At 71.7% G+C, this 25,525-nt stretch carries 21 protein-coding genes; 14 read left to right on the forward strand and 7 right to left on the reverse strand.

Annotated features, from left to right (window positions below; genetic code table 11):
• Positions 1–49 precede the first annotated feature (49 nt).
• The 3 genes from cydB (at position 50) to JHW41_RS01835 (ending at position 4,899) form a co-directional block, all read left to right on the forward strand.
• Positions 50–1,054, forward strand: a complete 1,005-nt coding sequence (gene cydB / locus JHW41_RS01825; protein ID WP_057949426.1) for a cytochrome d ubiquinol oxidase subunit II — start codon at positions 50–52, stop codon at positions 1,052–1,054.
• Positions 1,055–1,250: 196 nt separating this feature from the next.
• Complete coding sequence (locus JHW41_RS01830) at positions 1,251–1,520, forward strand: YcgL domain-containing protein (protein ID WP_057949425.1); 270 nt, start codon at positions 1,251–1,253, stop codon at positions 1,518–1,520.
• Entirely contained in the window at positions 1,513–4,899 is a 3,387-nt protein-coding gene (locus JHW41_RS01835) for an ankyrin repeat domain-containing protein (protein ID WP_250448820.1), read from the forward strand. The genes JHW41_RS01830 and JHW41_RS01835 overlap by 8 nt, the downstream gene beginning before the upstream one ends.
• 233 nt (positions 4,900–5,132) lie before the next feature.
• Here the strand turns inward: JHW41_RS01835 and JHW41_RS01840 are convergent, their stop codons facing one another.
• Complete coding sequence (locus JHW41_RS01840; protein WP_250448821.1) at positions 5,133–6,974, reverse strand: monovalent cation:proton antiporter-2 (CPA2) family protein; 1,842 nt, start codon at positions 6,972–6,974, stop codon at positions 5,133–5,135.
• A gap of 206 nt (positions 6,975–7,180) precedes the next feature.
• Between JHW41_RS01840 and JHW41_RS01845 the strand changes: the two genes are divergently transcribed.
• The 3 genes from JHW41_RS01845 to JHW41_RS01855 all read left to right on the forward strand — a co-directional run bounded on the left by JHW41_RS01845 (position 7,181) and on the right by JHW41_RS01855 (position 10,495).
• Positions 7,181–8,023 (forward strand): energy transducer TonB, encoded by an 843-nt coding sequence (locus JHW41_RS01845; protein ID WP_250448822.1) that lies wholly within the window; start codon positions 7,181–7,183, stop codon positions 8,021–8,023.
• A gap of 232 nt (positions 8,024–8,255) precedes the next feature.
• Positions 8,256–8,417 (forward strand): hypothetical protein, encoded by a 162-nt coding sequence (locus JHW41_RS01850; RefSeq protein WP_158229802.1) that lies wholly within the window; start codon positions 8,256–8,258, stop codon positions 8,415–8,417.
• Positions 8,418–8,689: 272 nt separating this feature from the next.
• Positions 8,690–10,495, forward strand: coding sequence for an XVIPCD domain-containing protein (locus tag JHW41_RS01855; protein WP_250448823.1), 1,806 nt, complete (start codon positions 8,690–8,692; stop codon positions 10,493–10,495).
• Positions 10,496–10,737: 242 nt separating this feature from the next.
• Here the strand turns inward: JHW41_RS01855 and sigJ are convergent, their stop codons facing one another.
• The 3 genes from sigJ to JHW41_RS01870 all read right to left on the reverse strand — a co-directional run bounded on the left by sigJ (position 10,738) and on the right by JHW41_RS01870 (position 12,733).
• Entirely contained in the window at positions 10,738–11,628 is an 891-nt protein-coding gene (gene sigJ / locus JHW41_RS01860; RefSeq protein WP_250448824.1) for an RNA polymerase sigma factor SigJ, read from the reverse strand.
• An 86-nt stretch (positions 11,629–11,714) separates the two neighbouring features.
• Positions 11,715–12,143, reverse strand: coding sequence for a cupin domain-containing protein (locus JHW41_RS01865; protein ID WP_250448825.1), 429 nt, complete (start codon positions 12,141–12,143; stop codon positions 11,715–11,717).
• A 110-nt stretch (positions 12,144–12,253) separates the two neighbouring features.
• On the reverse strand, positions 12,254–12,733 hold the full coding sequence (locus JHW41_RS01870) for a carboxymuconolactone decarboxylase family protein (protein WP_250448826.1): 480 nt from the start codon (positions 12,731–12,733) through the stop codon (positions 12,254–12,256).
• A 385-nt stretch (positions 12,734–13,118) separates the two neighbouring features.
• On the opposite strand from JHW41_RS01870, the gene JHW41_RS01875 reads away from it, so the two are divergent.
• The 3 genes from JHW41_RS01875 (at position 13,119) to JHW41_RS01885 (ending at position 15,550) form a co-directional block, all read left to right on the forward strand.
• On the forward strand, positions 13,119–14,051 hold the full coding sequence (locus JHW41_RS01875) for a LysR family transcriptional regulator (RefSeq protein ID WP_250448827.1): 933 nt from the start codon (positions 13,119–13,121) through the stop codon (positions 14,049–14,051).
• Between the two features lie 144 nt (positions 14,052–14,195).
• Entirely contained in the window at positions 14,196–14,966 is a 771-nt protein-coding gene (locus tag JHW41_RS01880) for an SDR family oxidoreductase (protein ID WP_250448828.1), read from the forward strand.
• 80 nt (positions 14,967–15,046) lie between these two features.
• Positions 15,047–15,550: an Ohr family peroxiredoxin gene (locus JHW41_RS01885; RefSeq protein WP_250448829.1), complete on the forward strand. Its 504-nt coding sequence runs from the start codon at positions 15,047–15,049 to the stop codon at positions 15,548–15,550.
• Positions 15,551–15,769: 219 nt separating this feature from the next.
• On the opposite strand, the gene rho is transcribed toward JHW41_RS01885, so the two are convergent.
• Both rho and trxA read right to left on the reverse strand, forming a co-directional pair.
• On the reverse strand, positions 15,770–17,563 hold the full coding sequence (gene rho / locus JHW41_RS01890; protein WP_057949415.1) for a transcription termination factor Rho: 1,794 nt from the start codon (positions 17,561–17,563) through the stop codon (positions 15,770–15,772).
• Between the two features lie 263 nt (positions 17,564–17,826).
• A complete protein-coding gene (gene trxA / locus JHW41_RS01895) occupies positions 17,827–18,159 on the reverse strand; it encodes a thioredoxin (RefSeq protein WP_057949414.1) in 333 nt (110 codons plus the stop codon).
• A gap of 289 nt (positions 18,160–18,448) precedes the next feature.
• Here trxA and rhlB point away from each other — a divergent pair, with 289 nt between their 5' ends.
• From rhlB to ung, 5 genes are all read left to right on the forward strand, one after another.
• A complete protein-coding gene (gene rhlB / locus JHW41_RS01900) occupies positions 18,449–20,239 on the forward strand; it encodes an ATP-dependent RNA helicase RhlB (protein ID WP_250448830.1) in 1,791 nt (596 codons plus the stop codon).
• A 299-nt stretch (positions 20,240–20,538) separates the two neighbouring features.
• Positions 20,539–21,225: a cell division ATP-binding protein FtsE gene (gene ftsE, locus JHW41_RS01905; RefSeq protein ID WP_057949412.1), complete on the forward strand. Its 687-nt coding sequence runs from the start codon at positions 20,539–20,541 to the stop codon at positions 21,223–21,225.
• Between the two features lie 152 nt (positions 21,226–21,377).
• Complete coding sequence (gene ftsX / locus JHW41_RS01910; RefSeq protein WP_250451350.1) at positions 21,378–22,274, forward strand: permease-like cell division protein FtsX; 897 nt, start codon at positions 21,378–21,380, stop codon at positions 22,272–22,274.
• Positions 22,275–22,535: 261 nt separating this feature from the next.
• Complete coding sequence (locus JHW41_RS01915; RefSeq protein ID WP_057949411.1) at positions 22,536–23,390, forward strand: response regulator; 855 nt, start codon at positions 22,536–22,538, stop codon at positions 23,388–23,390.
• A complete protein-coding gene (ung, locus tag JHW41_RS01920; protein ID WP_250448831.1) occupies positions 23,387–24,091 on the forward strand; it encodes a uracil-DNA glycosylase in 705 nt (234 codons plus the stop codon). Before JHW41_RS01915 ends, ung begins: the two co-directional genes overlap by 4 nt.
• Positions 24,092–24,237: 146 nt before the next feature.
• Here ung and JHW41_RS01925 read toward each other — a convergent pair whose 3' ends face one another.
• On the reverse strand, positions 24,238–24,774 hold the full coding sequence (locus JHW41_RS01925; RefSeq protein ID WP_250448832.1) for an XRE family transcriptional regulator: 537 nt from the start codon (positions 24,772–24,774) through the stop codon (positions 24,238–24,240).
• Positions 24,775–25,525 lie beyond the last annotated feature (751 nt).

The raw sequence follows: 25,525 nt of genomic DNA on the forward strand, positions 1-25,525 counted from the left end.
GGCCAGAGCGGCGCCTGAGCGCCGCGGACGCGAGAGACGGAGAGCGACGATGGACTATTGGCTGCCGGTGATCTGGTTCGGCGTGATCGGCTTCGGCGTATTGATGTACGTGCTGCTGGACGGCTTCGTGCTCGGCCTGGGCATCCTGGCGCCGTTCGCCGAGGACGAGGACCAGCTCGACCACATGATGAACACCGCCGCGCCGATCTGGGACGGCAACGAGACCTGGCTGGTGCTCGGCGGCGTCGGCCTGCTGACCGCGTTCCCGAAGGCGTATTCGCTGGTGCTGTCGGCGCTGTACCTGCCGGTGCTGCTGATGCTGATCGCGCTGGTGTTCCGCGGGGTGGCCTTCGAGTTCCGGTTCAAGGCCCGGCGCGCCAAGGCGGCGTGGGGCGCGGCGTTCTCGCTGGGCTCGCTGTTCTGCGCGTTCGCCCAGGGGGTGATCCTCGGCGCGATCGTCGAGGGCATGCCGATGCAGGAAGGCAAGTACGTCGGCGGCATGTTCGACTGGTTCAGCCCGTTCTCGATGCTGACCGGCGCGGCGGTGGTGTTCGGCTACGCCCTGCTCGGATCGACCTGGCTGGTGCTCAAGACCGAGGGCCGGCTGCAGTACATCGCCCGCACCCTGGCGCGGCCGCTGGCGCTGGTGGTGGCGGTGTTCATCGGCCTGGTCAGCGCCTGGCTGCCGTTCCTGGACTCGCGGATCATGGCGCGCTGGTTCGAGGGCGGGAATTTCTACTGGCTGTTCCCGGTGCCGCTGCTGGTGATCGCCAACGCCTGGGCGCTGTGGCGCTCGGTGCGGCGCGAGGGCCGCGACGGCGATCCGTTCGTGTACTCGCTGGGGTTCTTCGTGCTCGGCTTCGTCGGCCTGGTGCTGGGGATCTGGCCGAACATCGTGCCGGGGCTGACCCTGTGGGAGGCGGCCGCGGCGCGCTCCTCGCAGATGTTCGTGCTCGGCGGCATGGTTATCCTGCTGCCGGCGATCCTGGGCTACACCTACTGGTCCTACCGGGTGTTCCGCGGCAAGGTCGCGGCCGACGCCGGCTACCACTGACGGCGGCGGCCGGACCCTCGCCCGGGGCCGGCGAAACGGCGCCGGGCGGCGCGGATCGCGGTCCGCGCCGGCCTACCACCCGCGGACGCGCCCCGCGCTGAACGCGGAAGTACGCGCGGCCCGAACGGGCGGGTATGCTGTGCGTCGCATCTTCGATGCATAAAAAGCAGTCTCCCCCGGCTGCATCGCCCGGCCCATGCAAGCCTACGTGTACAAAAGTCTGCGCAAGCCAGACACCTACGTATTCCTGAGCGCGCGCGACGATTTCGCGCGCCTGCCCGAACCCGTTCTCCAGCAACTGGGTTCGCTGCAATTCGTGCTCGAAGTCGAGCTGTCGCCCGAGCGCAAACTGGCCCGCGCCGACGCGGCGACGGTGCGCGAGAACCTCGTCGCGCGCGGCTTCCACATCCAGTTCCCGCCGGTGCCCGGCGCGCCCGTCGCGGAGGCTGCGCAACCCGATGCCTGACGCTCCCACCTCGCGCGCCCTGTCGAAGGGCTTCGCCATCGCCCTGGCCGCCGGCCTGGCGCTGGCGTTGGCGACCGGCTTCGGCGGCACGCCGGCGGGGGCGGTCGTGGCGCTGCTCGGCGGCGCCCTGGCGCAGCCGGCGTTCGCGCTGGCGGCGCGGCTGTGGCGCCAGCGCGGCGACGCCTCGGCGCAGGCGCCCGACTGGAAGCCCGAACTGCTGAACCTGGCCGCGCTGTGGGGCGGTGCCACCGCTGCGACCGCGGCGCTGGCGGCATGGCCGCTGAGTTCGCTGCTGCAGACCGGCTCGTTGCTGGCCGCGCTGGGCCTGAGCGTGGTCGCCGGCCTGCTGCTGCTGGGGCTGTGGCGGCTGTGGCCGCTGTGGCAGGGCAGCGAGCGCGACGGCGCCGCGCTGCCGCCGCAATGGGCGCGTCTGCCCGACCTCGACCTGGGCGCCTGGCGCGGCCTGGGCGTGGCCGGCATCGTCGCCGGCCTCGTCGCGCTGGTCCTGTTGCTGGCCTGGCCGGGCCTGCTCGGCGGCGGCGCGCGCTGGACCCTGGCGGTCGCCTTCGCCCTGGCCTCGCCGGCGCTGCACGTGTTGCTGCAGGCGATCCGCCCGGCCGACGCGCTGCCCGGGGCCGAGTTCGATCCCGAACTCGACACCGTCCACGGCCACGACGAACGCCTCGACGGCGACCCCAACGAACTCGGCGACGCCGAACTGGCGCAGGCGCTGTACGTCGCCGCGCGCGCCGGCAAGGTCGAGCGCGCGCTGGAGCTGATCGAACTGGGCGCCGACGTCAACGCGGCGCCGCCGGGCGAGGACGGACGCGACCGCCGCAGCCTGCCGGTGCTGGCCGCGGTGCTGCCCGACCTGCGCCTGCTGCGCGCGCTGATCGGTCGCGGTGTCGACCTCAACGCCGCCCACGCCGGCATGACCCCGCTGCTGGCCGCCACCCGCGACAGCTGGCACGGCCGTCCCGACGCGGTCATGACCCTGCTCGCCAACGGCGCCGACCCGCGCCTGGCCGACCACGAAGGCAACACCGCGCTGCACCACGCCGCGCGCAGTTCCGACCCGGGCGTGGCCGCGCTGCTGCGCGACGCCCAGGCCGAGCTGGAGACGCTGAACCACGACGGCCTCAGCCCGCTCGGCGTGGCCTGCGCCAGCGGCAACTGGCGGCTGGCCAAGTTCCTGCTCGAGCGCGGCGCCAAGACCGAGCACCCCGGCGGCTCGCCGGCGCTGCTGGCCGCGGCCGGCGGCGACGAAGACGATCCGGCCGGGGTGCAGCTGCTGCTCAAGCACAAGGCGCGGATCGACGCGCGCGACGGCCAGCGCCGCAGCGCCCTGCACACCGCCGCCTTCGCCGGCCACCAGGACATCGTCGCGACCCTGCTCGCCGCCGGCGCCGACGCGGCCGCGATCGACAGCCAGCAACGCACGCCGGTGCTGGAAGCCGCGCGCGGCGGCCGCCCGGCGGTGCTGGAGAAACTGCTCGAACACCTGCCGCAGGGCGGCGCCGAACACGCCAAGGCGCTCGACGCCGACGGCGCCAGCGCGCTGATCCTGGCCTGCCAGGCCGAGACCGCCTCGCCGCCGCTGGTGCTGCGCCTGCTTGAACTGGGTCTGGACGCCGAACTGCGCGACCGCCACGGCAAGCGCGCGGTCGACCGCGCCGCCGAGGCCGGGCGCTGGTCGCTGGTGGCCGCGCTCGACCGCGCCTATCCGCTGCCGGCCGCGGTCAGCGGCGAAGGCGACGCGGACGCGCCCGACGGCGAACGGGTGATCGTCGACCGCATGCCCGCCGCGCTGCTGCGCGACGGCCTGCGTGAGGGCCGCTCCAGCGAATTGACCGGCCTGGCCAAACTGCTGAGCCCGGCCGAGCTGGGCGCGCAGCTGCACGAAGAGGACGGCCAGGCGCCGACCGCCGAGCGCATCGACTGGCTGCTGGGGCAGGGCGCCGACGCCAACGTGCGCAACGCCGCCGGCGACACCGTGTTGTTCGCCCTGCTCGACCGCGCGCCCGGCTCGCTGCCGGCGCTGCATGCGCTGCTGCGCCGCGGCGTGTCGCCGGCCGGCCGCGGCGGCCTGGGCCGGTTCCTGGCCACCTGCTCGGCCGGCGAACAGGCCGCGCGCGGGCTGGAGCAGTTCGCCCTGGACCTGATCGAACGCGGCGCCGACGCGTTCGCGCGCACCCCGGCCGGCGACCCGCCGCTGGCGATCGCGGTGCGGCTGGGCTGGGCGCGCCTGCTCGAGCGCCTGCTCGCCGCCGGCGTCGACCTCAACGCGCGCGACAGCCACGGCATGAGCGCGCTGCACCTGGCCGCGGCGCTGGGCCGCGAGAACATGCTCAAGCGGCTGGTCGCCCACGGCGCCGCCCCGGATCTGCTCGCCGCCGACGGCCAGACCCCGCTCGGCGTGGCGCTGGCCTCGGGCCGGCGCGACCTCGCCGACTGGCTGGACTGGCGCGGCTGGCCGCTGCCCAAGCGTCCGCTGCGCGCCGGCGACGTGCCCGCCGCGGCCATCGTCGGCGACGCCGACGCGGTGCGGCGCCTGCTCGACCTCGGCCTGTCGGTCGACGCGCCCGACAGCCAGGGCTGCACCGCGCTGCTGCGCGCGGCCGGCGGCGGCCATCGCGCCGTGGTCGACCTGCTGCTGGCGCGCGGCGCCGATCCGGGCCGCGCGGCCAACTCCGGCGCCACCCCGCTGTCGGCGGCGGTGAGCATGCGCCACGCCGAGATCGTCGACCGCCTGGTCGCCGCCGGCGCCTCGCTGGAGCAACGCCTGCCGGGCGACCTGACCGTGCTGATGGTGGCCTGCGCGCTGGGCCTGACCGACCTGGCCGCGCGCCTGCTCGCCGCCGGAGCCGACGTCCAGGCGCGCGACGCGCAAGGTCGCATGGCCCTGCACTGCGCGGCGATGTACGGCTTCACCGCGCGCGAACGCAGCCGCCTGGTGGCCCTGTTCGACACCCTGCTGCTGGCCGGCGTCGACGCCGACCAGTCCGCCGCCGGCGCCACCCCGCTGCTGCTGTTGCTGGGCGCGCGCGCCGAACCGGGCACCGCCGCCGACGAAGACGTGCTGATCGCCGGCCTGGAGCTGCTGCTCGACCACGAGGCCTCGCTCGACGTGCAGGACCCCCGCGGCTTCGGTCCGCTGCACCTGGCCGCGCTGCACGGCCTGCTGCGGGTGGTCCAGCGCCTGCTGCGCCACGGCGCCAACCCGGACCTGCGCGACGCCCTCAACCGCACCCCGCGCGAAATCGCGGTGATGCGCGGCTTCGTCGACATCGCCGCCGAATTCGCCCCGGCGACCGCGGGCAACGGCAACAACGGCGGCGTATCGATGGCGCGGTTCCTGCGCGGCGGGCCGGGAAACTGAGCCGCCGCGCGGCGCTTGCGACACGGGCTTGAACCCCCGCGGTCGCAGCGTGCGCAGCGCCTACAGCCGGAAACGAAACTGCAGCCGCTGCCTGTAGGAGCGGCGCGAGCCGCGACCGCGCCACCGCGCTTGCGGCGCGAGCTTGAAGCCCCGCGGTCGCGACTTGCGTCGCTCCTACAGTCGGAAGCGAAGCGGCGGCCGCGATTGCGGCCCCGTTGTTCCGCGAACCGGCTTCAATGCCGCGTGGCGCTGTCGCTCGGCACCGTCGTCGCCTGCTTGTCCACCATCCCCGCCAGCAAGCCTTCGCCGCGGTCGGCGTCGAACAGTTCTTCCAGTTCCTTGCGCGCGTCGCGCGCGCTCTGCAGCAGCGCGTCTTCGTCGTCGTGGACCAGGTACTGGGCGTTGAGCATGCGTTCGTCGAGTTCGCGGAAGCGTTCGACGTGGTTGCGCGCGGTCGCCGGCTCGACGCCGAGTTCGACCAGCACCTCTTCGCCGAGCTTGAGGCTGGAGTGGAAGGTCTCGCGCATCGGTTCGGCGCTGAGGTCCATCAAGTCCCAGGCGTGGCGGCGGTCGCGCGCGCGGGCGAACACCTTGGCCTTCGGGTACAGCCGGCGGATCGTGCGCACGGTGCGGATGCAGGCGTCGCGGTCGTCGATGGCGATCACGAACACCTTCACCTGCGCCGCGCCGGCCGAACGCAGCAGTTCCGGCCGGGCCGGGTCGCCGTAATAGATCATGTTGCCGAAGCGGCGCATGAAGTCGACCTGCTCGGCGCTGTTCTCGATCGCGATGAACGGCGTGCGCTGCGCCACCAGCAGGCGCGCGACGATCTGGCCGAAGCGTCCCATGCCGGCCAGCAGCACCTGCGGGTGATGATCGTCGGTGATCTCGTCGTACGGCCGCTTGGGCTTGGGCGCGGGCTTGGCGTCGAGCACGCGCTGCGCGGCGATCATCAGCAACGGCGTCAGCGCCATCGACACGCCGACCGCGGCGATCAGGCGGTCGCGGGTCGGATCGTCGAGCAGCTTGGCCTTGAACGCTTCGTTGAACACCACGAACGCGAACTCGCCGCCGAGCGCCATCACCGTCGACAGCTGGAACGCGCCGCGCTTGTCCAGGCCGCCGGCGCTGACGCCGACCGCGAACAGCAGGGCGAACTTCACCGCCAGCAGGGTCACTACGATCGCGCCGATGGTCAGCGGCTCGTTCATCACCCGCTGCAGGTCGATGCTCATGCCCACGGCCATGAAGAACAGGCCGAGCAGCAGGCCCTTGAACGGCTCGATCTGCGATTCCAACTCGTGGCGGAATTCCGAATCGGCCAGCAGCACGCCGGCCAGGAACGCGCCCAGGCCGGCCGACAGGCCCGCGGTCTGCAGGATCCAGGCCGAGCCGAGCACGGTCAGCAGCGCCGCGCCGGTGAACACTTCCGGCATCTGCGTGCGCGCGACCACCCGGAACACCTGGCGCAGCAGCACCCGGCCGCCGAACACCACCGCGGCGATCGCGCCGACCGCCTTGGCCACCGAAATCCAGTTCAGGCCTTCCACGCCCGCGGCCTTGCCGAGCAGCGGGATCGCCGCCAGCAGCGGGATCGCGGCGAGGTCCTGGAACAGCAGGATCGCGAACGCGAGCTTGCCGTAGTCGGCGGTCAGGCCCTTGCGTTCGGACAACAACTGCAAGCACACCGCGGTCGAAGACAGGGCCAGGCCGAGGCCGACCACGGTCGCGGCCTTCCAGCCCAGGCCGCCGCCGAACATCGCCAGCGCGCCCAGGGCGATGCCGCTGAGGATCACCTGCAGGCCGCCGGCGCCGAACACCGGCTTGCGCATCACCCGCAGGCGCGAGGGCGACAGTTCCAGGCCGATCACGAACAACATCATCACCACGCCGATTTCCGACGCGGCCAACACCGGCTCGGCGTCGGCGATGACCTTGACGCCGTACGGCCCGAGCACCACGCCCGCGGCCAGATAGCCCAGCACCGCGCCCAGTCCGAACTTGCGGAACACCGGCACGGCGATGACCGCGGCCAGCAGGAACAACAACGCAAGTTCGAGACCGCCACCGTGCATAGGCACCTCCGGCTGGGATTATGGCGCCTGCTGGCGTCGGATGGGGGAGAGGGATGGGACGCTGCATCGCCGACAACGGCCCGCTGGGGCGATGGATGACGCAACCGGTTTGCTATGGTTGCCGGCTCGACGATTTTCAATCGTCGTTGTTGCAGCGTCGTTTTTCGTTTTCGTCGAGCAAGGGAATCATGCGGCAAATGAAGGCAATGAAAGGATGGGCGGCGCTCGTGCTGATCGCCGCGCTGGCGGCGCCGGCGCCGGCCATGGCGCAGGGGCGCGCCGAGGTGCGCAAGCAGGCCGAGATGAGCATGGTGGTGACCGGTACGGTGCGCATCGCCGCCGATGGCCGGGTCGAGGGCGTGAGCGTCGACCGCGAAGCGCAGGTGCCCGCGGACGTGGCGAAGCTGATCGGCGGCGCGGTGCCGCGTTGGCGCTTCGAGGCGCTGGCCGAACCCGCGCCGTCGGCCGACGTCGCGATGACGCTGCGCGTGGCGGTACGCCGCGATCCGCAGGCGCAGACCGACGACACGTACATCATGCGCATCGTCAGCGCGAGCTTCGGCGAGCCCGAGCCGCCGTTCGACCATTCCACGCCGCCGCCGACCTACCCGACCCGCGCGGCGATGCAGGGCGTGCCGGCCACGGTGTACGTGGTCGCGCGGTTCGGCCGCGACGGCAAGGTCCGGGAGTCCTTCGTCGAGCAGGTCAATCTGTACCGGGTCGGCACCCAGGCGCAGATGGAGTGGTTCCGCAAGTCCTTCGCCGAGGCCACCCTGGCCGCGGTGCGGCGCTGGAGCATCGTGCCGCCGAGCCAGGGCGAGGAGGCGGGCAACGACTCCTGGCTGGTGCGCGTGCCGGTCACGTTCGTGCTGCCCGGTCACCAGGACAAGGCTTACGGGCAATGGGACGTGTACGTGCCCGGCCCGCGCCAGCGCGCGCCGTGGGCGCGGCAGACCGCCGACGCCGGCGTCGACGCCATGGCCGGCAACGGCCCGCGCCTGCTCGGCGGTGGCCGGCGGTTGCTCGACGGGCTCGACGGCAACGGCTGAACCCGTCGCGCCCGCGCCGATGCCGAACCAGCGCCTCCCTCGCGGAGGCGCTTTTTTTTGCTTGCGGTCGCGGTGTCGAAAAGGCGCTCGCGCAGTCGCGATGCCTGCGAACGCAGGTAGCGAAAATTACGTGCGGCCGCCGCACGAAATGTGCCGGTTTTGCGCAGGACGCTCACGGCCGCGTACGCCCGTCGGATACGCCCGTATCCGGCCGACCCATATGGAGATTTCGATGAAGACCCTGACCTTGCTGTTCGCGGCGCTGTTGCTGAGCGCGTGCAATCCGACCTTCGACCGTCCGCCGCTGCTGCATGCCGACGGCGCCGTCGCCGGCAAGGCCAAGCAGGGCGAGGCCACGCCGCCGCGCGCAGCGGCGGTGCGGGTGGTCGGCTGACAGCGAAGGCGGCGGCCGCGAAGCGACGCGGCGCGGGCGGGCGGGATCGGCCGCGGCAGCCGGCCGGGCCGGGGCGCGTCGCCCCGGCCGACGGGCGGTAACGCTGAACGGGCACTCTTCAGGCCAAACCCGGGCGCCAACGTACGCTGACGAATTGCTGTCGTTCAGCTTCGAGGGCATCATGCGGGTTCGCCCGCCATCCCGGAGCTCCTCATCCCTAGTCGGGCTCGGCGACTCGTGAAGCAAATAGCACCGACATGGAGCCAGTGTCTATGAATGCCGCCGTAGTCGATTCACCCACCCCCGCCGGCGTCGCCGCGGCCGGGGACCCCGCCGCCCCGCGCTGGTACGCCGGACAGGGCGCACCGCTGAGCCAAGCCACCGCCTACACCGCATTGCTGCCCGCCGACGGCGAGTGGCCGCGCGCGACGGTGATGCGCGCCTTCGTCGCCGACGCCCTGCAACGCAACGGCCTGGTGGTGGACGAGGACACCCTCGACGCCACCGTCGCCGCCGCGTCCGCGCCCGGCGGCGCCTTCGCCGACGCCGGCTTCGCCTGGAAGCTGCAGCCCGGCGAGAGCCGCGGCGAAGGCCGCGTCGCCCCGCCGTTCCAGGGGTACTCGCTGCAGGTGCCGGCGTCCGCGCAGACCGCGCTGACCGCCTACGCCAAGGACTGGGCCGCGCAGCACGACCCGCACGCGCCCGGCAGCGAAGACGCTCCGCTGCACAAGCTCAAGGGCCTGGCCGCCGCCGCCGGCAAGCCCGACGTGCTGGAAACCCTGGAAGCGCTGGACGCGGCGATCAAGGCCGGTTCCGCCGCGCAGCAGGCCGGCAAGCCGCTGGACGCGGTCGCGTTGAGCGCGGTGCTGGAGTTCGCCACCCGCAGCGGCCACGAGCGCGAGGCGGCCAAGCTGCTGGAGCGCTACACCGCGGTCAAGGGCATCACCGGCGGCGCGCGCGAGATCAGCCACAACGCCGGCCGCGTGTTCAACGGCCGCGACCCGGTCACCGGCAAGGCGCTGACCACCGACGACCGGGTCAACTCCGCGTTCGACCTGCTCAACGGCGGCTTCAAGCTCGCCGGCAATGTCGGCAGCACCGCGCTGCTGATGGGCGCGAGCAATTCGGGCCTGGTCGCCGGCCTGATCGGCGTCGCCCCGATCGGCATCGCCGTGGTCGCCTTCGCCGCCGGCGCCTACAGCCTGATCAAGCACATCCGCGAAGCCATCCTCAAGCCGCAGTGGGACGAGTTCCGCGAGCGCTTCCCCTTCGCCGAAGGCATGGAGCCCAAGCAGGCCATCAGCGGGGTGATGCGGCAGATCGCCGGCATGCCCACCGACGCCGGCAACGCCTTGTCGACCGCCACCCGCATCGTCGACGGCTTCGGCGGCAACGGCGAGACCCGCGAGCGTTTCCTCGCCTTCCTCAAGCAGAAGGTGCAGCCCGAGTCGCTGGTCGAGGCGCTGGCCAGCGGCCAGGGCCTGGAGAAGCTGACCCCGCAGCAGGCGATGCAGTTGGCGCAGGCGGCCAAGGGCGCGTCGAAGGAATTCCTCGACCTCGAGCTCAAGGACGTCAAGCGCTACGTCAAGGACCGCGACGGCGAACGCGAGCGCGGCACCTACCTGCTGCCCGACCCGCAGCGCGAGGTCGCCAACCGCAACACCAACAAGCTCGGCGGCGCGGTCGAGGAAGGCCTGCGCGTGGCCGGCATCCTGACCAGCGGCGCCAACGCGCTCAACGGCCAGTACCGCGACCTGCTCGACAAGGTCAAGGGCGTCGACCTGCCGAACAAGCTCGGCGAGCAGCAGCAGAAGAACCTCGCCGCGGCGCTGGTGCCGGCCGCGCGCGAGGCCGGCCTGAACCAGGTCGATCACCTGGTGCCGAGCAAGGACGGCAGCCGCGTGTTCGCGGTGCAGGGCGAGCTGGATTCGCCGACCCGGCGCATGGTCGCCATCGATGTGGCCAAGGGCGCCGACCAGAGCATCGAGACCAGCAGCAAGCTGGCCGCGCACCACGCCGCCAGCGGCGACGGCCAGAACGCGCAGCAGAACCAGGTCGCGGGCGGCCGCGGCTTGTAATCGGCGCGCCGGCGCTTCGGCGCCGGAGTCCTCAGGGGCTCCGGCGCGGGCGCCGGCAACCCACCACGGGGCCCGCCGGCCCGATGTTCTCCGTTCCGGTCGCGATGCGTACGACCGGAGTCCGATCGGAGAGCATCGGGCCGGCGGGCCCTGGCGTTTTCGCCGGTGTTTTCGTCGGTGTTTTCGCCGGCGTTCCGGCCCGACCGGGCCGACCCGCGTTGCGTGTCGCCGCCGCCTCGCCGTCAGCCCAACCGCGCCGTCGCCCCCAGCGCGATCCGCCGCAGCTTGTGCGGATTGCGCTGCACGTACACGCCGAGGATGCGTTCGCCGTCGCTGTGGTAGGCCTGCGCCGATTCCAGCGCGTCGCCGAAGTAGCGCAACACGCCCAGGCGGCCGTTGATCGTCGCCGCCTGCAGGCGCAGGCCGCGCTCGCGGCGCAAGGTCGAGGCGAACAGCAGCCGGGCGATGCGCGGGCCGCCGACCATCGGCGCGGGGAAGGTGGCGACGATGCCGCCGCCGTCGCCGATCAAGGTCGCCGAGTCGTCCATCAGCGCGCTCATCGCGCCGAGGTCGCCGGCGTTCCAGGCGTCGAGGAAGCGCTGCATCAGCCGTCGGTGCGCCTGCGCCGGCACCCGGTAGCGCGGCTGCTGCTCGCGCAGCTGCGCCTTGGCGCGATGCACGATCTGCCGGCACGCGGCTTCGCTCTTGTCGAGGACGCGGGCGATCTGCGCGTAGTCGGCGTCGAAGGCCTCGCGCAGCAGGAACGCCGCGCGCGCCTGCGGCGCGAGCCGTTCCAGCACCGTCAGGAACGCCACCGACAAATCGTTGGCGGCTTCGTGCAGGTCTTCCGGCGTGGCCGGCGCGTCCTGGGTGAGCACCGGCTCGGGCAGCCACAGGCCGACGTAGCGCGCGCGTTCGGCGCGCGCGCGGCGCAGGCGGTCGATCGCGCGGCGGCTGGTGGCGACCGCCAGCCAGGCCTCGGCGTCGTCGGCCTGCGCGGCGCCGGTCTCGTTCCAGCCCAGCCACACGTCCTGGACCACGTCCTCGGCTTCGGCCAGCGAGCCGAGCATGCGGTAGGCCAGCCCGAGCAGGCGCGGGCGCAGGCGGGTGAAGCAGTCGAGAGCGCCGTCCATACACCGCTGAGTCGGATCGGGATGCGCGATTGTGACCCAGGCGCATGCGCGCCGACCGTGGCGCGCGTCCGCGTCCGGTCGGCGCCTCAGGGCACCGGCATCAGCGCCGGCTTGCCGGCGTCCTTCAGCAGCACCACCACGAACTTGGCCGGGCGCTCGCCGCTGGCGTTGCGGCCGACCGTGTGCAGGTCGCCGGGCGCTTCGTAGAAGCTCTCGCCGGCCTTGAGTTCGACCTGCTTGCCGCCGGCCACGCCCATCACGATCGCGCCTTCGACCACGTAGACGAAGGCGTGCGCATCGTGGCGATGGACCGGATCGGCGCCGCCGGGCGGGTATTCGACCGAAAGCATCAGCGCTTCCTTGCCGGGATAGTCGGGCAGCGGTTTGCGCATGACCTCGGTCACGACCGGAGGGGGCGCGGCGTGGCCCGCGGCCGGCGCGGCGCCGGGGACGGCGGCCGCGACCGGGCACGCGGCGGCGAGGAGGAGGGCGAGGGCGGACAGGCGAGGGGACATGGGCGGCTCCGGGGACGGCGTTGCGGACGGGCGCGCGCGCTGGACGAACGCACCGGCGGATGCATCGAGCGGACCACGGCGGGCGCGCGCGGCGCCCGCCGTGCGCGGGCTCAGGCGAGCTGGGCCTTGTCCAGGCCGAAGGCCTTGTCGTGGCTGCCCGGGGTCGCGCGGAACGCGACGTTGATGCGGTTCCAGGCGTTGATCGTCATCACCGCATAAGTGAGCTCGACGATCTCCTGCTCCGACAGCTGGGTGCGCACGCGGTCGTAGAGCTCGTCCGGCACGCCCTGCGGCGAGAGCTGGGTCAGCGCCTCGGTCCAGGCCAGCGCGGCGCGTTCGCGCGGGGCGAACAGGGTCGATTCGCGCCAGATCGCGACATGGTGCAGGCGCAGCTGACGCTCGCCGCGGATCGTGGCTTCCTTGACGTGCATGTCCAGGCAGAACCCGCAGCCGTTGAGCTGCGAGGCGCGGATGTTGACCAGGTCCAGCAGGGTGTGGCCGAGCGAGGGCTTCTTGGTGGCCATGCTGAAGTCGACCAACTTCTTGAACAGTTCCGGGGACTGCTGCTGGTAATCCAGACGCTGGGTCATGACGCAAGCTCCGTGAGGTGAGGTGCGGCGCGGCGGAAGTGCCGGCGGTTGGCGGCCAATCTAGGCCGGCGGCCGCCGCCGCGGTAGGCCGCCGCGCGGACGCGCGGTGTTGAGCGCGACGCACCAATCGCCGGGATGTCACAAACCCCGACGCTGGTTCGACGTATCGGGTATGAACCCGCATCCATCCGTTCCGCCGCGCGCGCGAGAAGATCGGCGCGCGAACCTGTCCGCCGTCGCCCCGGCCGCGAGTCGCCGCGACCCGTCCGCGGGTGCGACACCGCCGCCGCTTGCCTGCGCCGCGCCCGCGCCCGTCGCGCTTTCGCCGCCAGCGCTGCCGCCGCCGTCGCCGCTTTCGCCGGCGTTCTCCGCCAGCTACGCGGGCGTGGTCGCCTTCATCGCCGTCGCCACCGAAGGCAGCTTCGCCCGCGCCGCCGACCGCCTCGGCATCGGCCGCTCGGCGGTGAGCCGCAGTGTGCAGAAGCTGGAAGGGCAGGTCGGCGCGCGGCTGTTCTCGCGCACCACCCGCTCGACCTCGCTCACCCCCGAAGGCGAATTGTTCTTCGACCAGTGCCGGCCCGGCATGGAGCGCATCGTGCAGGCGCTGGAAGACCTGCGCGAACTGCGCGACGGCCCGCCGCGCGGGCAGCTGCGCATCGGCGCCGCGCCCGGCTTCGGCCGCAAGGTGCTGGCGCCGTTGTTGGGCGAGTTCCGCCGCCGCCATCCCGGCGTGGCGATCGAACTGGTGCTGGACGAGCGCACGCCGGAACTGGCCGTGGACCGGCTCGACCTGGCCTTCCGCGACGGCCGCCTGGACGATAGCCAGGTCATCGCCAAGCGACTGATTCCGATGCAGTGGCTGGTGTGCGCCGCGCCCGATTACGCGCGCCGCCACGGCCTGCCGGCCTCGCCCGCGGAACTGGCGCGCCACGCCTGCCTCAACCGCCGCCTCGGCGGCGGTCGCCTGCGCGCCTGGGAGTTCAAGGTCGACGGCCGCGCGCAGGCGTTCGCGCCCGCGGCGGAGCTGGCGTTCAACGACGACGAACTGCTGCTGCACGCGGCCGTCGACGGCCAGGGCCTGGCGCAGCTGCCCGCGTACCTGGCCTGCGACGCGCTGCGCTCCGGCGCGCTGGTGCATTGCCTGGGCGGCTACGCGCCCGACGACGGCGGCCACTACCTGTGCTACCTCAGTCGCGAGCAACTGCCCAAGCGCGTGCGCGCCTTCATCGACTTCGCCACCGCGCGGGTGCGCGCGCTGGACCTGGACTGCGCGCTCGATCATGCCTGCGCCGCCGCGCCGCTGGCCGCCGCCGGCTGAGCCGCAGCGATTGGTGCGCGCAGGGCAACACCGCGCGGCCGCGGCGAGGGCTACTGCCGGCGCGGCCGGCTTCCTAGCATCGCTTGCGATCGGCCGGCGCCGCCCGCGCGCCGGCCGCCCTTATCGAACCTGCGGAGGCGATCCATGAAATTCCTGGTCATCGGCGGCACCGGACTGATCGGCGGCAAGGTGGTGGCGCGGCTGCGCGCGGCCGGACACGAGGCGCTGGCCGCTGCGCCCTCGACCGGCGTGGACATCCTCACCGGCGCCGGACTCGACGCGGCGATGGCCGGCGCCGACACCGTAATCGATCTGTCCAACTCGCCCTCGTTCGAGGACGCGGCGGTGCTCGAATTCTTCGCTACCGCCGGCCGCACCGTCCTCGCCGCCGAAGCGCGCGCTAGCGTCGGCCACCACCTCGCGCTGTCGGTGGTCGGCACGCACAAGCTCGCGCAAAGCGGCTACTTCCGCGCCAAGATCGAACAGGAACGGCTGATCCGCGAATCCGGCCGGCCCTACACCATCGTCCATTCGACCCAGTTCTTCGAGTTCCTGCCCGGCATCGTCCAGTCCGGCGCCGACGGCGAGCGCGTGCGCCTGCCGCAGGCGCAGATCCAGCCGATCGCCGCCGAGGACGTCGCCGCGGCGGTCGCGCGCCTGGCCCAGCAGCCGCCGGCCAACGGCATCGTCGAGATCGCCGGCCCCGAGCGCTTGCCGATGGCGCGCCTGGCACAGCGTTACCTGCGCGCGGTCGAGGACCCGCGCGAAGCCGTCGCCGACCCGCACGCGCGCTACTTCGGTGCCGAACTGGACGACGGCACGCTGGTGCCCGAGGGTGAGGCCTGGCTCGGCGCGTTGGATTTCGACGCTTGGCTGGCGCAGTCCGGGCACGCGCGTCCCGCGCCGCGGGCTTGAGCCGCCGTCCGCCGCCGCCCCGACGCGCGCCGCAACCGCGCGCCGGCCGCGCCCGCACCGCCCGCCTCAGGACCGCGGCCATGGCCCCGCTGCAAGCGCCGCCCGCCAGCCTGCTGGACAAGTACCGCGGCGACGCCAGCGTCGCGCTCTACACCGGGCGCGTCAGCGTGCGCGGCGGCGAAGCCGGGCATGCGCGCGCGTCGGGCAGCGCGCGTTCCGACGACGGCGCGCTGGCGTTGGAACTGCGTCTGCCGCCGGAACTCGGCGGCCCTGGCGGCGGCAGCAATCCCGAACAGTTGTTGGCCGCCGGTTACGCGGCCTGTTTCCATGGCGCGCTGATGTTGCTGGCGCAGCGCACCGGCGTCGCCTTGCCCGAGTTCGCGGTGGACGCGGCGGTGAGTTTCGCGCGCGACCCCGCCGACGGCCTGTTCCTGCTCTCGGCCGAAATCCGCGTGCGCCTGCCCGGGCTCGACCGCGCGCTGGCGGCGGAACTGGTGCGCAACACCGAACGCATCTGTCCTTACGCGAAGATGTTCCGCCAAGGCATCGAGCATGCAGTGACCGTCGATTGCGGTCCGGCCTGAGCCTCAAGCCGATCGCGAACCTGCGCCATCCCGCTGCAGGAGCGGCGCGAGCCGCGACCGCGAAACCTCGCTTGCGGCGCGAGCTTGAAGTGTCGCGGTCGCGGCTCGCGCCGCTCCTACAGTCGGAATCGAAACCGCGATGGGTTCCGGCGAGAGCGATCCCCAAAACGAAAAAGCCCTCGCGCGAGGCGAGGGCTTTTCGTGGCGAGCCGGACCGACTCAGCGCTTCATCGAGCTGAAGAACTCGTCGTTCGACTTGGTCGTCTTCATCTTGTCGAGCAGGAATTCCATCGCGCCGATCTCGTCCATGCCGTGCAGCAGCTTGCGCAGGATCCAGATCTTCTGCAGCAGTTCCGGCTCGATCAACAGGTCTTCGCGGCGGGTGCCCGAGCGGTTGATGTCGATCGCCGGGTACACGCGCTTTTCGGCGATGCGGCGGTTCAAGTGGACTTCCGAGTTGCCGGTGCCCTTGAACTCTTCGTAGATCACCTCGTCCATCTTGCTGCCGGTGTCGATCAGGGCGGTCGCGATGATCGTCAGCGAGCCGCCTTCTTCGACGTTGCGCGCGGCGCCGAAGAAGCGCTTGGGACGGTGCAGGGCGTTGGCGTCGACGCCGCCCGACAGCACCTTGCCCGAACTCGGCACGACGTTGTTGTAGGCGCGGGCCAGGCGGGTGATCGAGTCGAGCAGGATCACCACGTCCTTCTTGTGTTCGACCAGGCGCTTGGCGCGCTCGATCACCATCTCGGCGACCTGCACGTGGCGCGCGGCCGGTTCGTCGAAGGTCGAGGAGACCACTTCGCCGCGCACGGTGCGCTGCATTTCGGTCACTTCTTCCGGACGCTCGTCGACCAACAGCACGATCAGGTGCACGTCGGGATGGTTGTGGGTGATCGCGGTGGCGACCTGCTGCATCATCATGGTCTTGCCGGCCTTCGGCGGCGAGACGATCAGCGCGCGCTGGCCTTTGCCCTGCGGCGCCATCAGGTCGAGGATGCGGCCGGTGATGTCCTCGGTGGACCCGTCGCCGCGCTCCAGGCGGAAGCGCTTGCGCGGGAACAGCGGGGTCAGGTTCTCGAACAGGACCTTGTTCTTCGACGCTTCCAGCGGCTCGCCGTTGATGCTGTCGACCACCGACAGGGCGAAGTAGCGCTCGCCGTCCTTGGGGAAGCGGATGCGGCCGGACAGATGGTCGCCGGTGCGCAGGTTGAAGCGGCGGATCTGGCTCGGCGAGATGTAGGTGTCGTCCGGGCCGGCCAGGTAGCTGGCCTCGGCCGCGCGCAGGAAGCCGAAGCCGTCGGGCAGGATTTCCAGCACGCCGTCGGCGGCGACGCCCTCGCCGTGGCGGGTCAGCACCTTCAGCAGGGCGAAGATCACGTCCTGCTTGCGCGCGCGGGCGACGCCTTCCTGGATGCTGAGCTGGTCGGCCAGGTCGAGCAGCTTCGGCGCCGGCATGCGCTTGAGGTCGCCCAGCGAGTACTGCGGGAAGCCCTCGGGCACCTGCGGGTGCGGACGCGGGACGAAGTTCTCGCCGTTGTCGCCGAAATCCTCGCCGCCGTTGCCGCCGCGCTGCTGCTGGCGGTTGTTGCGCTCGCGGTCGCGGCGGTTGCGGAAGCGGTCGCGGCGGTTGTTGCCGCCGCGGTTGTCGAAGCCGCCGTCGCGCTGCTGGCCGCCCTGGTTCTGCTGGCCTTGCTGCTGCGACTGTTGCGGGTTGTTGTTGGCCGTGCCGCCGCCTTCGCCGGCCGGCTGGCCGTTGCCGGCGTGCTGCGGCGCGGCGGTCTCGGCGGCGCCGGAGGCGGCCGGAGCGGACTCGCCGGCGCTGGCGGCCGGGGCGGCGGCCTTGGCCGCGCGAGGCGTCGGCGCCGGAGCGGGTTCGCTCGCGGGCATCGGCGCGGGAATCAGGGGGCTGGCATCGGCGACGACGGCCGGAGCGGCTTCGGCGGCCTTGCTGGCGCGCGGCTTGCGCACGCGCTTCTCGGCGGTTTCGCCAGCGTCGGGGGTCTTATCGGACAAGCGGAGGTTCCTCGCTAAGCGGCGAGCGCTCGCATCGGGCGAGCGGGACGTCAGGGACGTGGATGGATGTGATGAGTTGCTAGACGGGGTGCGGCGCGGGGACGCGAAGTCCGACGCCGGGTACCGCGAAACTAGCATTGCTGCGGGGCTGCGGCAAGATTCCCCAATCCTGCCGTTCACCTGACCGGGGCGGCTCGCCGGCCGGTCGGGGAGGGTCCGCGCCCGTGGCGGGCGCGGACCGGTCGCTGCTCAGGTCGGCCGGCTCAGATGGCCTTGTCGATCATCTGGGTCAGCAGGGTCTTGATGTTCGGCGGCGCGCCCAACTGGGTCGAGTGGATCTGGCCGTCCTTGAACATCATCAGCATCGGGATGCTGCGGATGTTGAAACGCACGCCGAGCGCGGGATGTTCCTGCACGTCGACCTTGACCACCTTGGCGCGGCCGTCGTACTGGTCGGCCAGCTGCTCGACGATCGGGCCGATGGCCTTGCACGGGCCGCACCACGGCGCCCAGAAATCGACTAGGACGGGTTCGGACGACTGCAGCACGGTGGCATCGAAATCGGCGGCGCCAGCATGCAGAACTTTTTCGCTCACGGGGGTCTCCTGCGGGTGCTCTGACCATACGGAAAGAGCTAATTTGGAACGGAATGCCCAGGCGGGCCATGCCGGGCGGGGGCTTACGCTAAACTGGGGCGTTTCGTGGCGCCTTCAAGGCCCCTTCAAGGGCTGGGACACAGCGTATCGCGTGGCGCCACGGCCTCCTCGAACCGGTCTTCCCGACATATAAAACGGGGTCCGGCTCGGCCCCGGCAGTCTGCTTCGCCGACGCCACCCACGCAAGCGACACCCTACGGCGCCGAACCGGCGCGGATTCCGGAAACGCATGAGCGACAAGCCTTTAACCGATATCACGTTCTCGTCCTTCGACCTGCATCCGAGCCTGCTCGCGGGTCTGGAAGCGGCCGGGTTCTCCCGCTGCACGCCGATCCAGGCGCTGACCCTGCCGATCGCCCTGACCGGCCGCGACGTCGCCGGCCAGGCCCAGACCGGCACCGGCAAGACCCTGGCCTTCCTGGTCGCGGTCATCAACCGCCTGCTGACCCGCCCGGCCCTGGCCGAGCGCAAGCCCGAGGACCCGCGCGCGCTGATCCTGGCGCCGACCCGCGAGTTGGCGATCCAGATCCACAAGGACGCGGTCAAGTTCGGCTCCGAGCTGGGGCTGAAGTTCGCCCTGGTCTACGGCGGCGTCGACTACGACAAGCAGCGCGAGCTGCTGCAGAAGGGCGCCGACGTCATCATCGCCACGCCCGGCCGGCTGATCGACTACGTCAAGCAGCACAAGGTGGTCTCGCTGCACGCCTGCGAAGTGTGCGTGCTCGACGAAGCCGACCGCATGTTCGACCTGGGCTTCATCAAGGACATCCGCTTCCTGCTGCGGCGCATGCCGATCCGCACCGAGCGCCAGACCTTGCTGTTCTCCGCGACGCTGAGCCATCGCGTGCTGGAGCTGGCCTACGAGCACATGAACGAGCCCGAGAAGGTCGTGGTCGAGACCGAGTTCATCACCGCGGCCAAGGTCCGGCAGAAGGTCTACTTCCCCGCCGACGACGAGAAGATCCCGCTGCTGCTGGGCCTGCTGTCGCGCAGCGAGGGCGCGCGCACGATGGTGTTCGTCAACACCAAGGCCTTCGTCGAGCGCGTGGCGCGCGCGCTGGAGCGCGGCGGCTACCGCGTCGGCGTGCTGTCCGGCGACGTGCCGCAGAAGAAGCGCGAGTCGCTGCTGAACAAGTTCCAGAAGGGCCAGCTCGAGATCCTGGTCGCCACCGACGTGGCCGCGCGCGGCCTGCACATCGACGGCGTCAGCCACGTCTACAACTACGACCTGCCGTTCGACGCGGAGGACTACGTCCACCGCATCGGCCGCACCGCGCGCCTGGGCGCCGAGGGCGACGCGATCAGCTTCGCCTGCGAACGCTACGCGATGAGCCTGCCGGACATCGAGGCCTACATCGAGCAGAAGCTGCCGACCGCGCCGGTCGACGCCGAACTGCTGGTGGCGCTGCCGCGTCCGCAGCGCGAGCTGCCGGCGGCCGAGGACGGCGAGGAAGAGAACGAGAGCATCGGCGCGATCTTCAAGGAAGCGCGCGAGCAGCGCGCGGCCGACGAACAGCGTCGCGGCGGCGGCAGCGGCGGTCGTGGCCGCAGCGGCGGCGGTGGCCGTAGCGGCGGTCCCGGCGGCCGCAGCGAAGGCCGTCGCGACGGCGCGCCGCGCAAGCCGCGCAGCGAAGAAGGCGCGGCCGCGACGGCCGGCGCCGAGGCGGGCGCGCCGCGTCCGCCGCGCAAGCCGCGCGTCGAAGGCGCGCCGGTCCAGGACGCCGCCGCGCAGGCCGCGCATCCGGGCGCCAGCCCGGCCGCCGAGGGCGAGCGCGCGCCGCGCAAGCGCCGTCGCCGTCGCGGCGGTCGCCGCATCGACGGCGCCGAGGGTTCGGCCAACGCGCCGCAGGCCGCGCAAACCGCGCAGCCGGCGGCCGCCTCGACGCCCAAGGCGGTGCCCGCGCACAAGCCGGCCGCCGCCGCGCAGCCGGCCCAGCCGCAGGGCCAGCCCTCGCTGCTGAGCCGCCTCGGCCGCAAGCTGAAGTCGCTGGTGGCGCGTCCGCCGCGCACCCAGCACTGAGGCCGGCCGGCGAAGCGGCGCGCGCCGCTTCGTCGCGCTCGCGGGCGAGGCGGTCGTAAAGCGTCGGGGCTGAAGCCCCTCCCACAACAGCGCCCGCGCACGTCGGGGCCTGTCGTGGGAGGGGCTTCGTGTTTTTGTGGGAGAGCGCTCAGGCCCGACGCTTTCCGTTGCGATGTTCCGGTTCGAGCCGCGCGCGGCCGATCCCGGATGAGGCCACGCCGGCCGCAGCGCGAACGCAAACCGAACCGCCGCGCCGAACCCCGATGTCTTCCGGCGATTCGCTCTGCGATACTTCCGCCATGACCGTCCTGCGCTTCGACAACGTCAGCAAACGCTACAGCAGCGGCCACGAGGCACTCAGCGAAGTCAGCTTCGAGGTCGCCGCCGGCGAGATGCTGTTCGTCACCGGCCATTCCGGCGCCGGCAAGAGCACCCTGCTCAAGCTCATCCACCTCAGCGAGCGGCCCAGCCGCGGCGCGGTGGTGTTCGCCGACAAGAACCTGCTCAAGGTGCGCGGCCGCCGCATCGCCCTGCACCGGCGCGACGTCGGCGTGGTGTTCCAGGACCACCGCCTGCTCGCCGACCGCAGCGTCGCAGACAACGTCGCCCTGCCGCTGCTGCTGCGCGGCCTGCGCCGCGGCGACATCGGCCGGCGGGTGCGCTCGGCGCTGGAGAAGGTCGGCCTCGGTGCGCGCGCCACGGCGCTGCCGGGCGAACTCTCGGCCGGCGAGCAGCAGCGCGTCGGCATCGCCCGCGCGATCATCGGCGAGCCGCGCCTGCTGGTCGCCGACGAACCCACCGGCAACCTCGACCCGACCCTGTCGGCCGAGATCATGGCGCTGTTCCAGTCGCTGCCCGAACGCGGCACCAGCGTGCTGATCGCCAGCCACGACCTGGCCCTGGTCAAGCGCATGAAGAAGCGCGTGCTGGTGCTCAACCACGGCCGCTTGGTCGACGACATCGCCCCGGAGGACCTGGCCGAATGAGCGCTGAAGACTTCCGACCCGACGAGGATGGCGCAAGCGAGCGCGTGGCCGACAAGCGCGCCGACGCGAGCCGCGCCGACCTGCGCCCTTCCGAACTGCGCGCCGAACGCGCCGAGCCGGCGGTCGACGCCTCGGCGCAATCGCGCCTGGGCATGTGGCTGGACCATCATCTCTACAGCCTGGTCGCCAGTCTCGGCCGGCTGCTGCGCAAGCCTTGGGCGGCGCTGCTGACCATCGGCGTGATGGCGGTGGCGCTGGCGCTGCCGCTGGGCCTGTGGGCGGCGTTGAGCAACATCGAGCGCTTCGCCGGCGACGTCCAGCGCTCGCGCCAGATCAGCGTGTTCCTGAAGCCGCAGATCGAGGTCGAACGCGCCCGCGCGCTCGCCGAACAGCTGCGCGCGCGGCCGGACGTCGGCGCGGTGGACGTGCGCACGCCCGAGCAGGGCCTGGCCGAGTTGCGCGACAAGAGCGGCCTGGCCGAGGCGCTGGCCGCGGTCGAGAACAATCCGCTGCCGAGCCTGCTGGTGGTCACGCCCAAGGGCGACGAACTGGCCCTGGCGCAATCGCTGGAGCAGTTGGGCGAGGCCGACGTGGTCCAGCACGACGCCGGCTGGCGCCAGCGCCTGGACGGCTGGCTGCGCTTCGGCACCCGCCTGGCCTGGGTGCTGGCGGCGATGCTCGGCCTGGGCGCGCTGCTGGTGGTCGGCAACACCGTGCGCCTGGACATCCAGTCGCGGCGCGAGGAAATCGGCGTGCTGCAGCAACTCGGCGCCACCGACGGCTTCATCCGCCGGCCGTTCCTGTACCTGGGCGCCTGTTACGGCCTGGCCGCCGGCGCGGTCGCGCTGGCGCTGCTGACCGCGGCCGACCACAGCCTGCGCGAACCGCTGGGCGCGCTGGCGCAAAGCTACGGCAGCCGCTTCGCCCTGCGCGGCTTCGATCCGCTGCAGGCACTGGGCATCCTCGCCGGCGCCGCCGCGCTGGGCTGGCTTGGCGCCGGGGTGGTGACCGGGCATTACCTGCGCCAGACCCGCGGCGGGCAGGACTGATCGAAGGCCCGGCATGCCTCCTGTAGGAGCGGTGCGAGCCGCGACTACGGGGTAGCCGGTCGCGCCGTATCTGCGCTGCCGCAGTCGCGGCTTGCGCCGCCCAGCGGCGGGCGGCGACGACGAATGTGCATTCGTGCCGCGCAAGACTCGGAATCCGACCCCGCTTGCGCCTAGAATCGGACTCCCCCCGCACGACCTGCGCTCCTTCCGCCCCGGCCGCCCGCGCCGCCGGACGCGCGTCCGGAGACGGTACCGCCCCGCATGCAAAGCCAGAACCTGCGACATTTCGACAACACCGCGCCGCGGGTGATGGTGGTGGACGGCTCCAAGCTGGTGCGCAAGCTCATCGCCGACGTGCTCGCGCGCGAGCTGCCGAATGCGCGCATCGTCCAGTGCGGAACCATCATCGAGGCCAGGCTCGCGCTCGATCACGGCGAAGTCGATCTGGTCACCACCTCGCTGGTGCTGCCCGACGGCGACGGCATCGCCCTGGCGCGCGCGGTGCGCGAGGCCGCGGGCCAGGCCTACGTGCCGGTGATCGTGGTGTCCGGCGACGCCCAGGCCCATCTGGAGGCGCGCCGCTTCACCGAGGACGTCACCGATTACTTCGACAAATCGCTCGGCCAGAGCGCGCTGGCCGCGTTCATCCGCGGCTACGTGCAGCCGCAGCCGATTCCCGGCGCGCGCGTGCTCTACGTCGAGGACAGCCGGGTGGTGGCGGTGGCGACCAAGCGCATGCTCGAACGCCATGCGCTGCAGGTGCTGCACTTCATCGGCGTGGAGGAAGCGCTCGAACATCTGGAAGCGCACCGCGCCAGCGGCCGCGACGGCGGCGACGCCGGCGCCGACCTGGTGCTGACCGACGTGTATCTGAAGGGCGAGCTCGGCGGCAAGGACCTGCTCGCCCGGCTGCGCAACGACTTCGCTTACGGCAAGCGCCGCCTGCCGGTGTTGGTGATGACCGGCGACGCCAACCGCGACAACCAGAGCGAGTTGCTGCGCGCCGGCGCCAACGATCTGGTGCTCAAGCCGATCGAGGAGCGATTGCTGGTGACCAAGACCTTGTTCCAGTTGCGCCTGTCGCGGCTCGGCACGCCCGCGGCGGTGCCGGCATGAGCGACGCCGATCGCGACATCAAGCTCGATCCGTCGTGGAAGTCGCGCATCGGCGACTGGTTCGCGCGCGAGGACATGCAGTCGCTGTCGCGCTTCCTGCGCGAGCGCAAGGCCGCGGGCGCGCGGATCTTCCCGCCCGGCCCGCAGATCTTCTCCGCCTTCGACGCCACCGCGTTCGACCAGGTCAAGGTGGTGATCCTCGGCCAGGACCCGTACCACGGCCAGGGCCAGGCCCACGGCCTGTGCTTCTCGGTGCAGCCGGGCGTGGCGGTGCCGCCGTCGCTGGACAACATCTTCAAGGAAATCCACCGCGACCTCGGCATCGCCCGGCCCGACCACGGCTGTCTGCTGCCGTGGGCGCGCCAGGGCGTGCTGCTGCTCAACGCGGTGCTGACGGTCGAGGAAGGCCGCGCCGGCGCGCACCAGGGCAAGGGCTGGGAAGGCTTCACCGACCATGCCGTCGACGTGCTCAACCGCGAGCGCGAAGGATTGGTGTTCCTGCTGTGGGGCAGTTACGCCCAGGCCAAGGGCAAGGTGATCGACGCGCGCCGGCACCGCGTGCTCAAGGCGCCGCATCCCTCGCCGTTGTCGGCGCATCGCGGCTTCATCGGCTGCGGCCATTTCTCCGCCGCCAACGAATACCTGCAGCGCAACGGCCAGACGCCGATCGACTGGGCGTTGCCACCGCGCAGCGCGCTGTAGTCGTTATTCGCGCGAAGCGCCGGGCGGATCGGGAGTTCGCGGCGCGCGAATGCGGACCGCAACGGGCCGATCGCAGTCCGCAGTCCGCAGTCCCGAATTCCCGAATTCCCGAATTCCCGAATTCCCGAAGCGCTGCGCCGCCTGGCTCACTGCGCCGCCAGCGCATCCAGCAGCGGCTGTTCGTCGTCGCAGGCCGCCACCGCCAGCACCGTGGCCGAATCGCAGCCTTCGGCCAGGACGTAAGCGTGGCCCATGTCCGAGTCGATATAGCTGCTCTCGCCGGCGCGCAGCACGGTCGGATCGTAGAACTCGGTGTGCAGCGCCACCGCGCCGTCGAGCACGTAGACGAATTCTTCGCCGGGCGTGCGCACCAGTTCGCCGAACTCCTGCAGGCTGCGCGCGTGGATCCGGGTCAGCGCGGGGATCATCCGTTTGCGCCGCAGTTCCGCGCACAGCAGGTAGGCGTCGTAGTTGCGGCCGCCGATGTGCGGCGACTCGCGCAGCCGGCCGATGCTGCGGCGCGCCGTCACCCCGCGCTCGGCCGGCCGCGGCGCCGAGAACAGCTCGCCCATGCTCAGGTTCAAGCGCTGGCTCAACTGCACCAGCCGCTCGTAGCTCAGCGACAGGCGGTCGTGTTCGATCTTGGACAGCGTGGACAGCGGGATGCCGGAAAGCTCGCTCAACTGTTTCAGAGTCCATTGATTGCGGGCGCGCAGCGCGCGCAAAAGGCCGCCGAGGGTCGGCGGGTGTGGCGATTTCATTCCTTTGTCTCCGCACTGCGATCGGGGCGTGTGGCCGGGCCGGAGGCGCGGGCAGGCCGAGGCGCCAAAACTTCCAAGCATCGGACCCAGCATCCTTTAGTCAAGTTTTTTGTGCGCCAGCCTCGGAAACCTGGGTGACCGGCGACACGTTCGCTCCGCGTCATGACGGAGCCGGGTAGGTGGAGCGGGAGCAGGGCAGGCCGGACGACTTCTGGTCGCAACCGATGTAGAGACGCAGGACCGGGCCAGTCGAGGACACGGTGTGCTCGCAGGCACCTCCAAGGCTCTTGCAGTGAAGAAAAACGGCTCGGACTTGTCTGAAAATTTGCATGGCCCCCTGCCGAACAGATCGATCAATTTAGTGATGCATGTCACATTTATATTGACCTGACAGGTCATTTGTCGACGTCGCCGGTCGAAAAAAACGCACAAACCCCCTGCCTGCTGCCTTGCCCCCCGCTTTTCCGCTGCCGGGCGTCTGGTGCACGGTCAATCCACCGATGTCCTCGGCCCCCGGGTTTCTCCGATGGGACAGGTGTCGGAAGTCGAAGGGTGCCGGACGGCAGCGATTACGCGTCCACATCGGCCATAAGGGGGCGGCGGAGTGATCAATTCATCCATACAACGCGTCCGGCTTTCTGCCCTGGGCGTGCCTCAATGGGCAGTGAAAGTC

The sequence above is a fragment of the Lysobacter enzymogenes genome (genome assembly GCF_023617245.1).
Lineage (GTDB): Bacteria > Pseudomonadota > Gammaproteobacteria > Xanthomonadales > Xanthomonadaceae > Lysobacter > Lysobacter yananisis.

Excerpts from the sequence above, each read along its gene's own strand:
- JHW41_RS01870 (WP_250448826.1), bottom strand. The coding sequence starts at position 12,733 with ATGACCCAGCGTCTGGATTACCAGCAGCAGTCCCCGGAACTGTTCAAG.
- JHW41_RS01855 (WP_250448823.1), top strand. The coding sequence starts at position 8,690 with ATGAATGCCGCCGTAGTCGATTCACCCACCCCCGCCGGCGTCGCCGCG.
- JHW41_RS01830 (WP_057949425.1), top strand. The coding sequence starts at position 1,251 with ATGCAAGCCTACGTGTACAAAAGTCTGCGCAAGCCAGACACCTACGTA.
- JHW41_RS01880 (WP_250448828.1), top strand. The coding sequence starts at position 14,196 with ATGAAATTCCTGGTCATCGGCGGCACCGGACTGATCGGCGGCAAGGTG.
- JHW41_RS01850 (WP_158229802.1), top strand. The coding sequence starts at position 8,256 with ATGAAGACCCTGACCTTGCTGTTCGCGGCGCTGTTGCTGAGCGCGTGC.
- cydB (WP_057949426.1), top strand. The coding sequence starts at position 50 with ATGGACTATTGGCTGCCGGTGATCTGGTTCGGCGTGATCGGCTTCGGC.
- JHW41_RS01885 (WP_250448829.1), top strand. The coding sequence starts at position 15,047 with ATGGCCCCGCTGCAAGCGCCGCCCGCCAGCCTGCTGGACAAGTACCGC.
- ftsE (WP_057949412.1), top strand. The coding sequence starts at position 20,539 with ATGACCGTCCTGCGCTTCGACAACGTCAGCAAACGCTACAGCAGCGGC.
- sigJ (WP_250448824.1), bottom strand. The coding sequence starts at position 11,628 with ATGGACGGCGCTCTCGACTGCTTCACCCGCCTGCGCCCGCGCCTGCTC.
- rhlB (WP_250448830.1), top strand. The coding sequence starts at position 18,449 with ATGAGCGACAAGCCTTTAACCGATATCACGTTCTCGTCCTTCGACCTG.
- JHW41_RS01915 (WP_057949411.1), top strand. The coding sequence starts at position 22,536 with ATGCAAAGCCAGAACCTGCGACATTTCGACAACACCGCGCCGCGGGTG.
- JHW41_RS01845 (WP_250448822.1), top strand. The coding sequence starts at position 7,181 with ATGAAAGGATGGGCGGCGCTCGTGCTGATCGCCGCGCTGGCGGCGCCG.
- JHW41_RS01835 (WP_250448820.1), top strand. The coding sequence starts at position 1,513 with ATGCCTGACGCTCCCACCTCGCGCGCCCTGTCGAAGGGCTTCGCCATC.
- ftsX (WP_250451350.1), top strand. The coding sequence starts at position 21,378 with ATGTGGCTGGACCATCATCTCTACAGCCTGGTCGCCAGTCTCGGCCGG.
- JHW41_RS01865 (WP_250448825.1), bottom strand. The coding sequence starts at position 12,143 with ATGTCCCCTCGCCTGTCCGCCCTCGCCCTCCTCCTCGCCGCCGCGTGC.
- ung (WP_250448831.1), top strand. The coding sequence starts at position 23,387 with ATGAGCGACGCCGATCGCGACATCAAGCTCGATCCGTCGTGGAAGTCG.
- JHW41_RS01840 (WP_250448821.1), bottom strand. The coding sequence starts at position 6,974 with ATGCACGGTGGCGGTCTCGAACTTGCGTTGTTGTTCCTGCTGGCCGCG.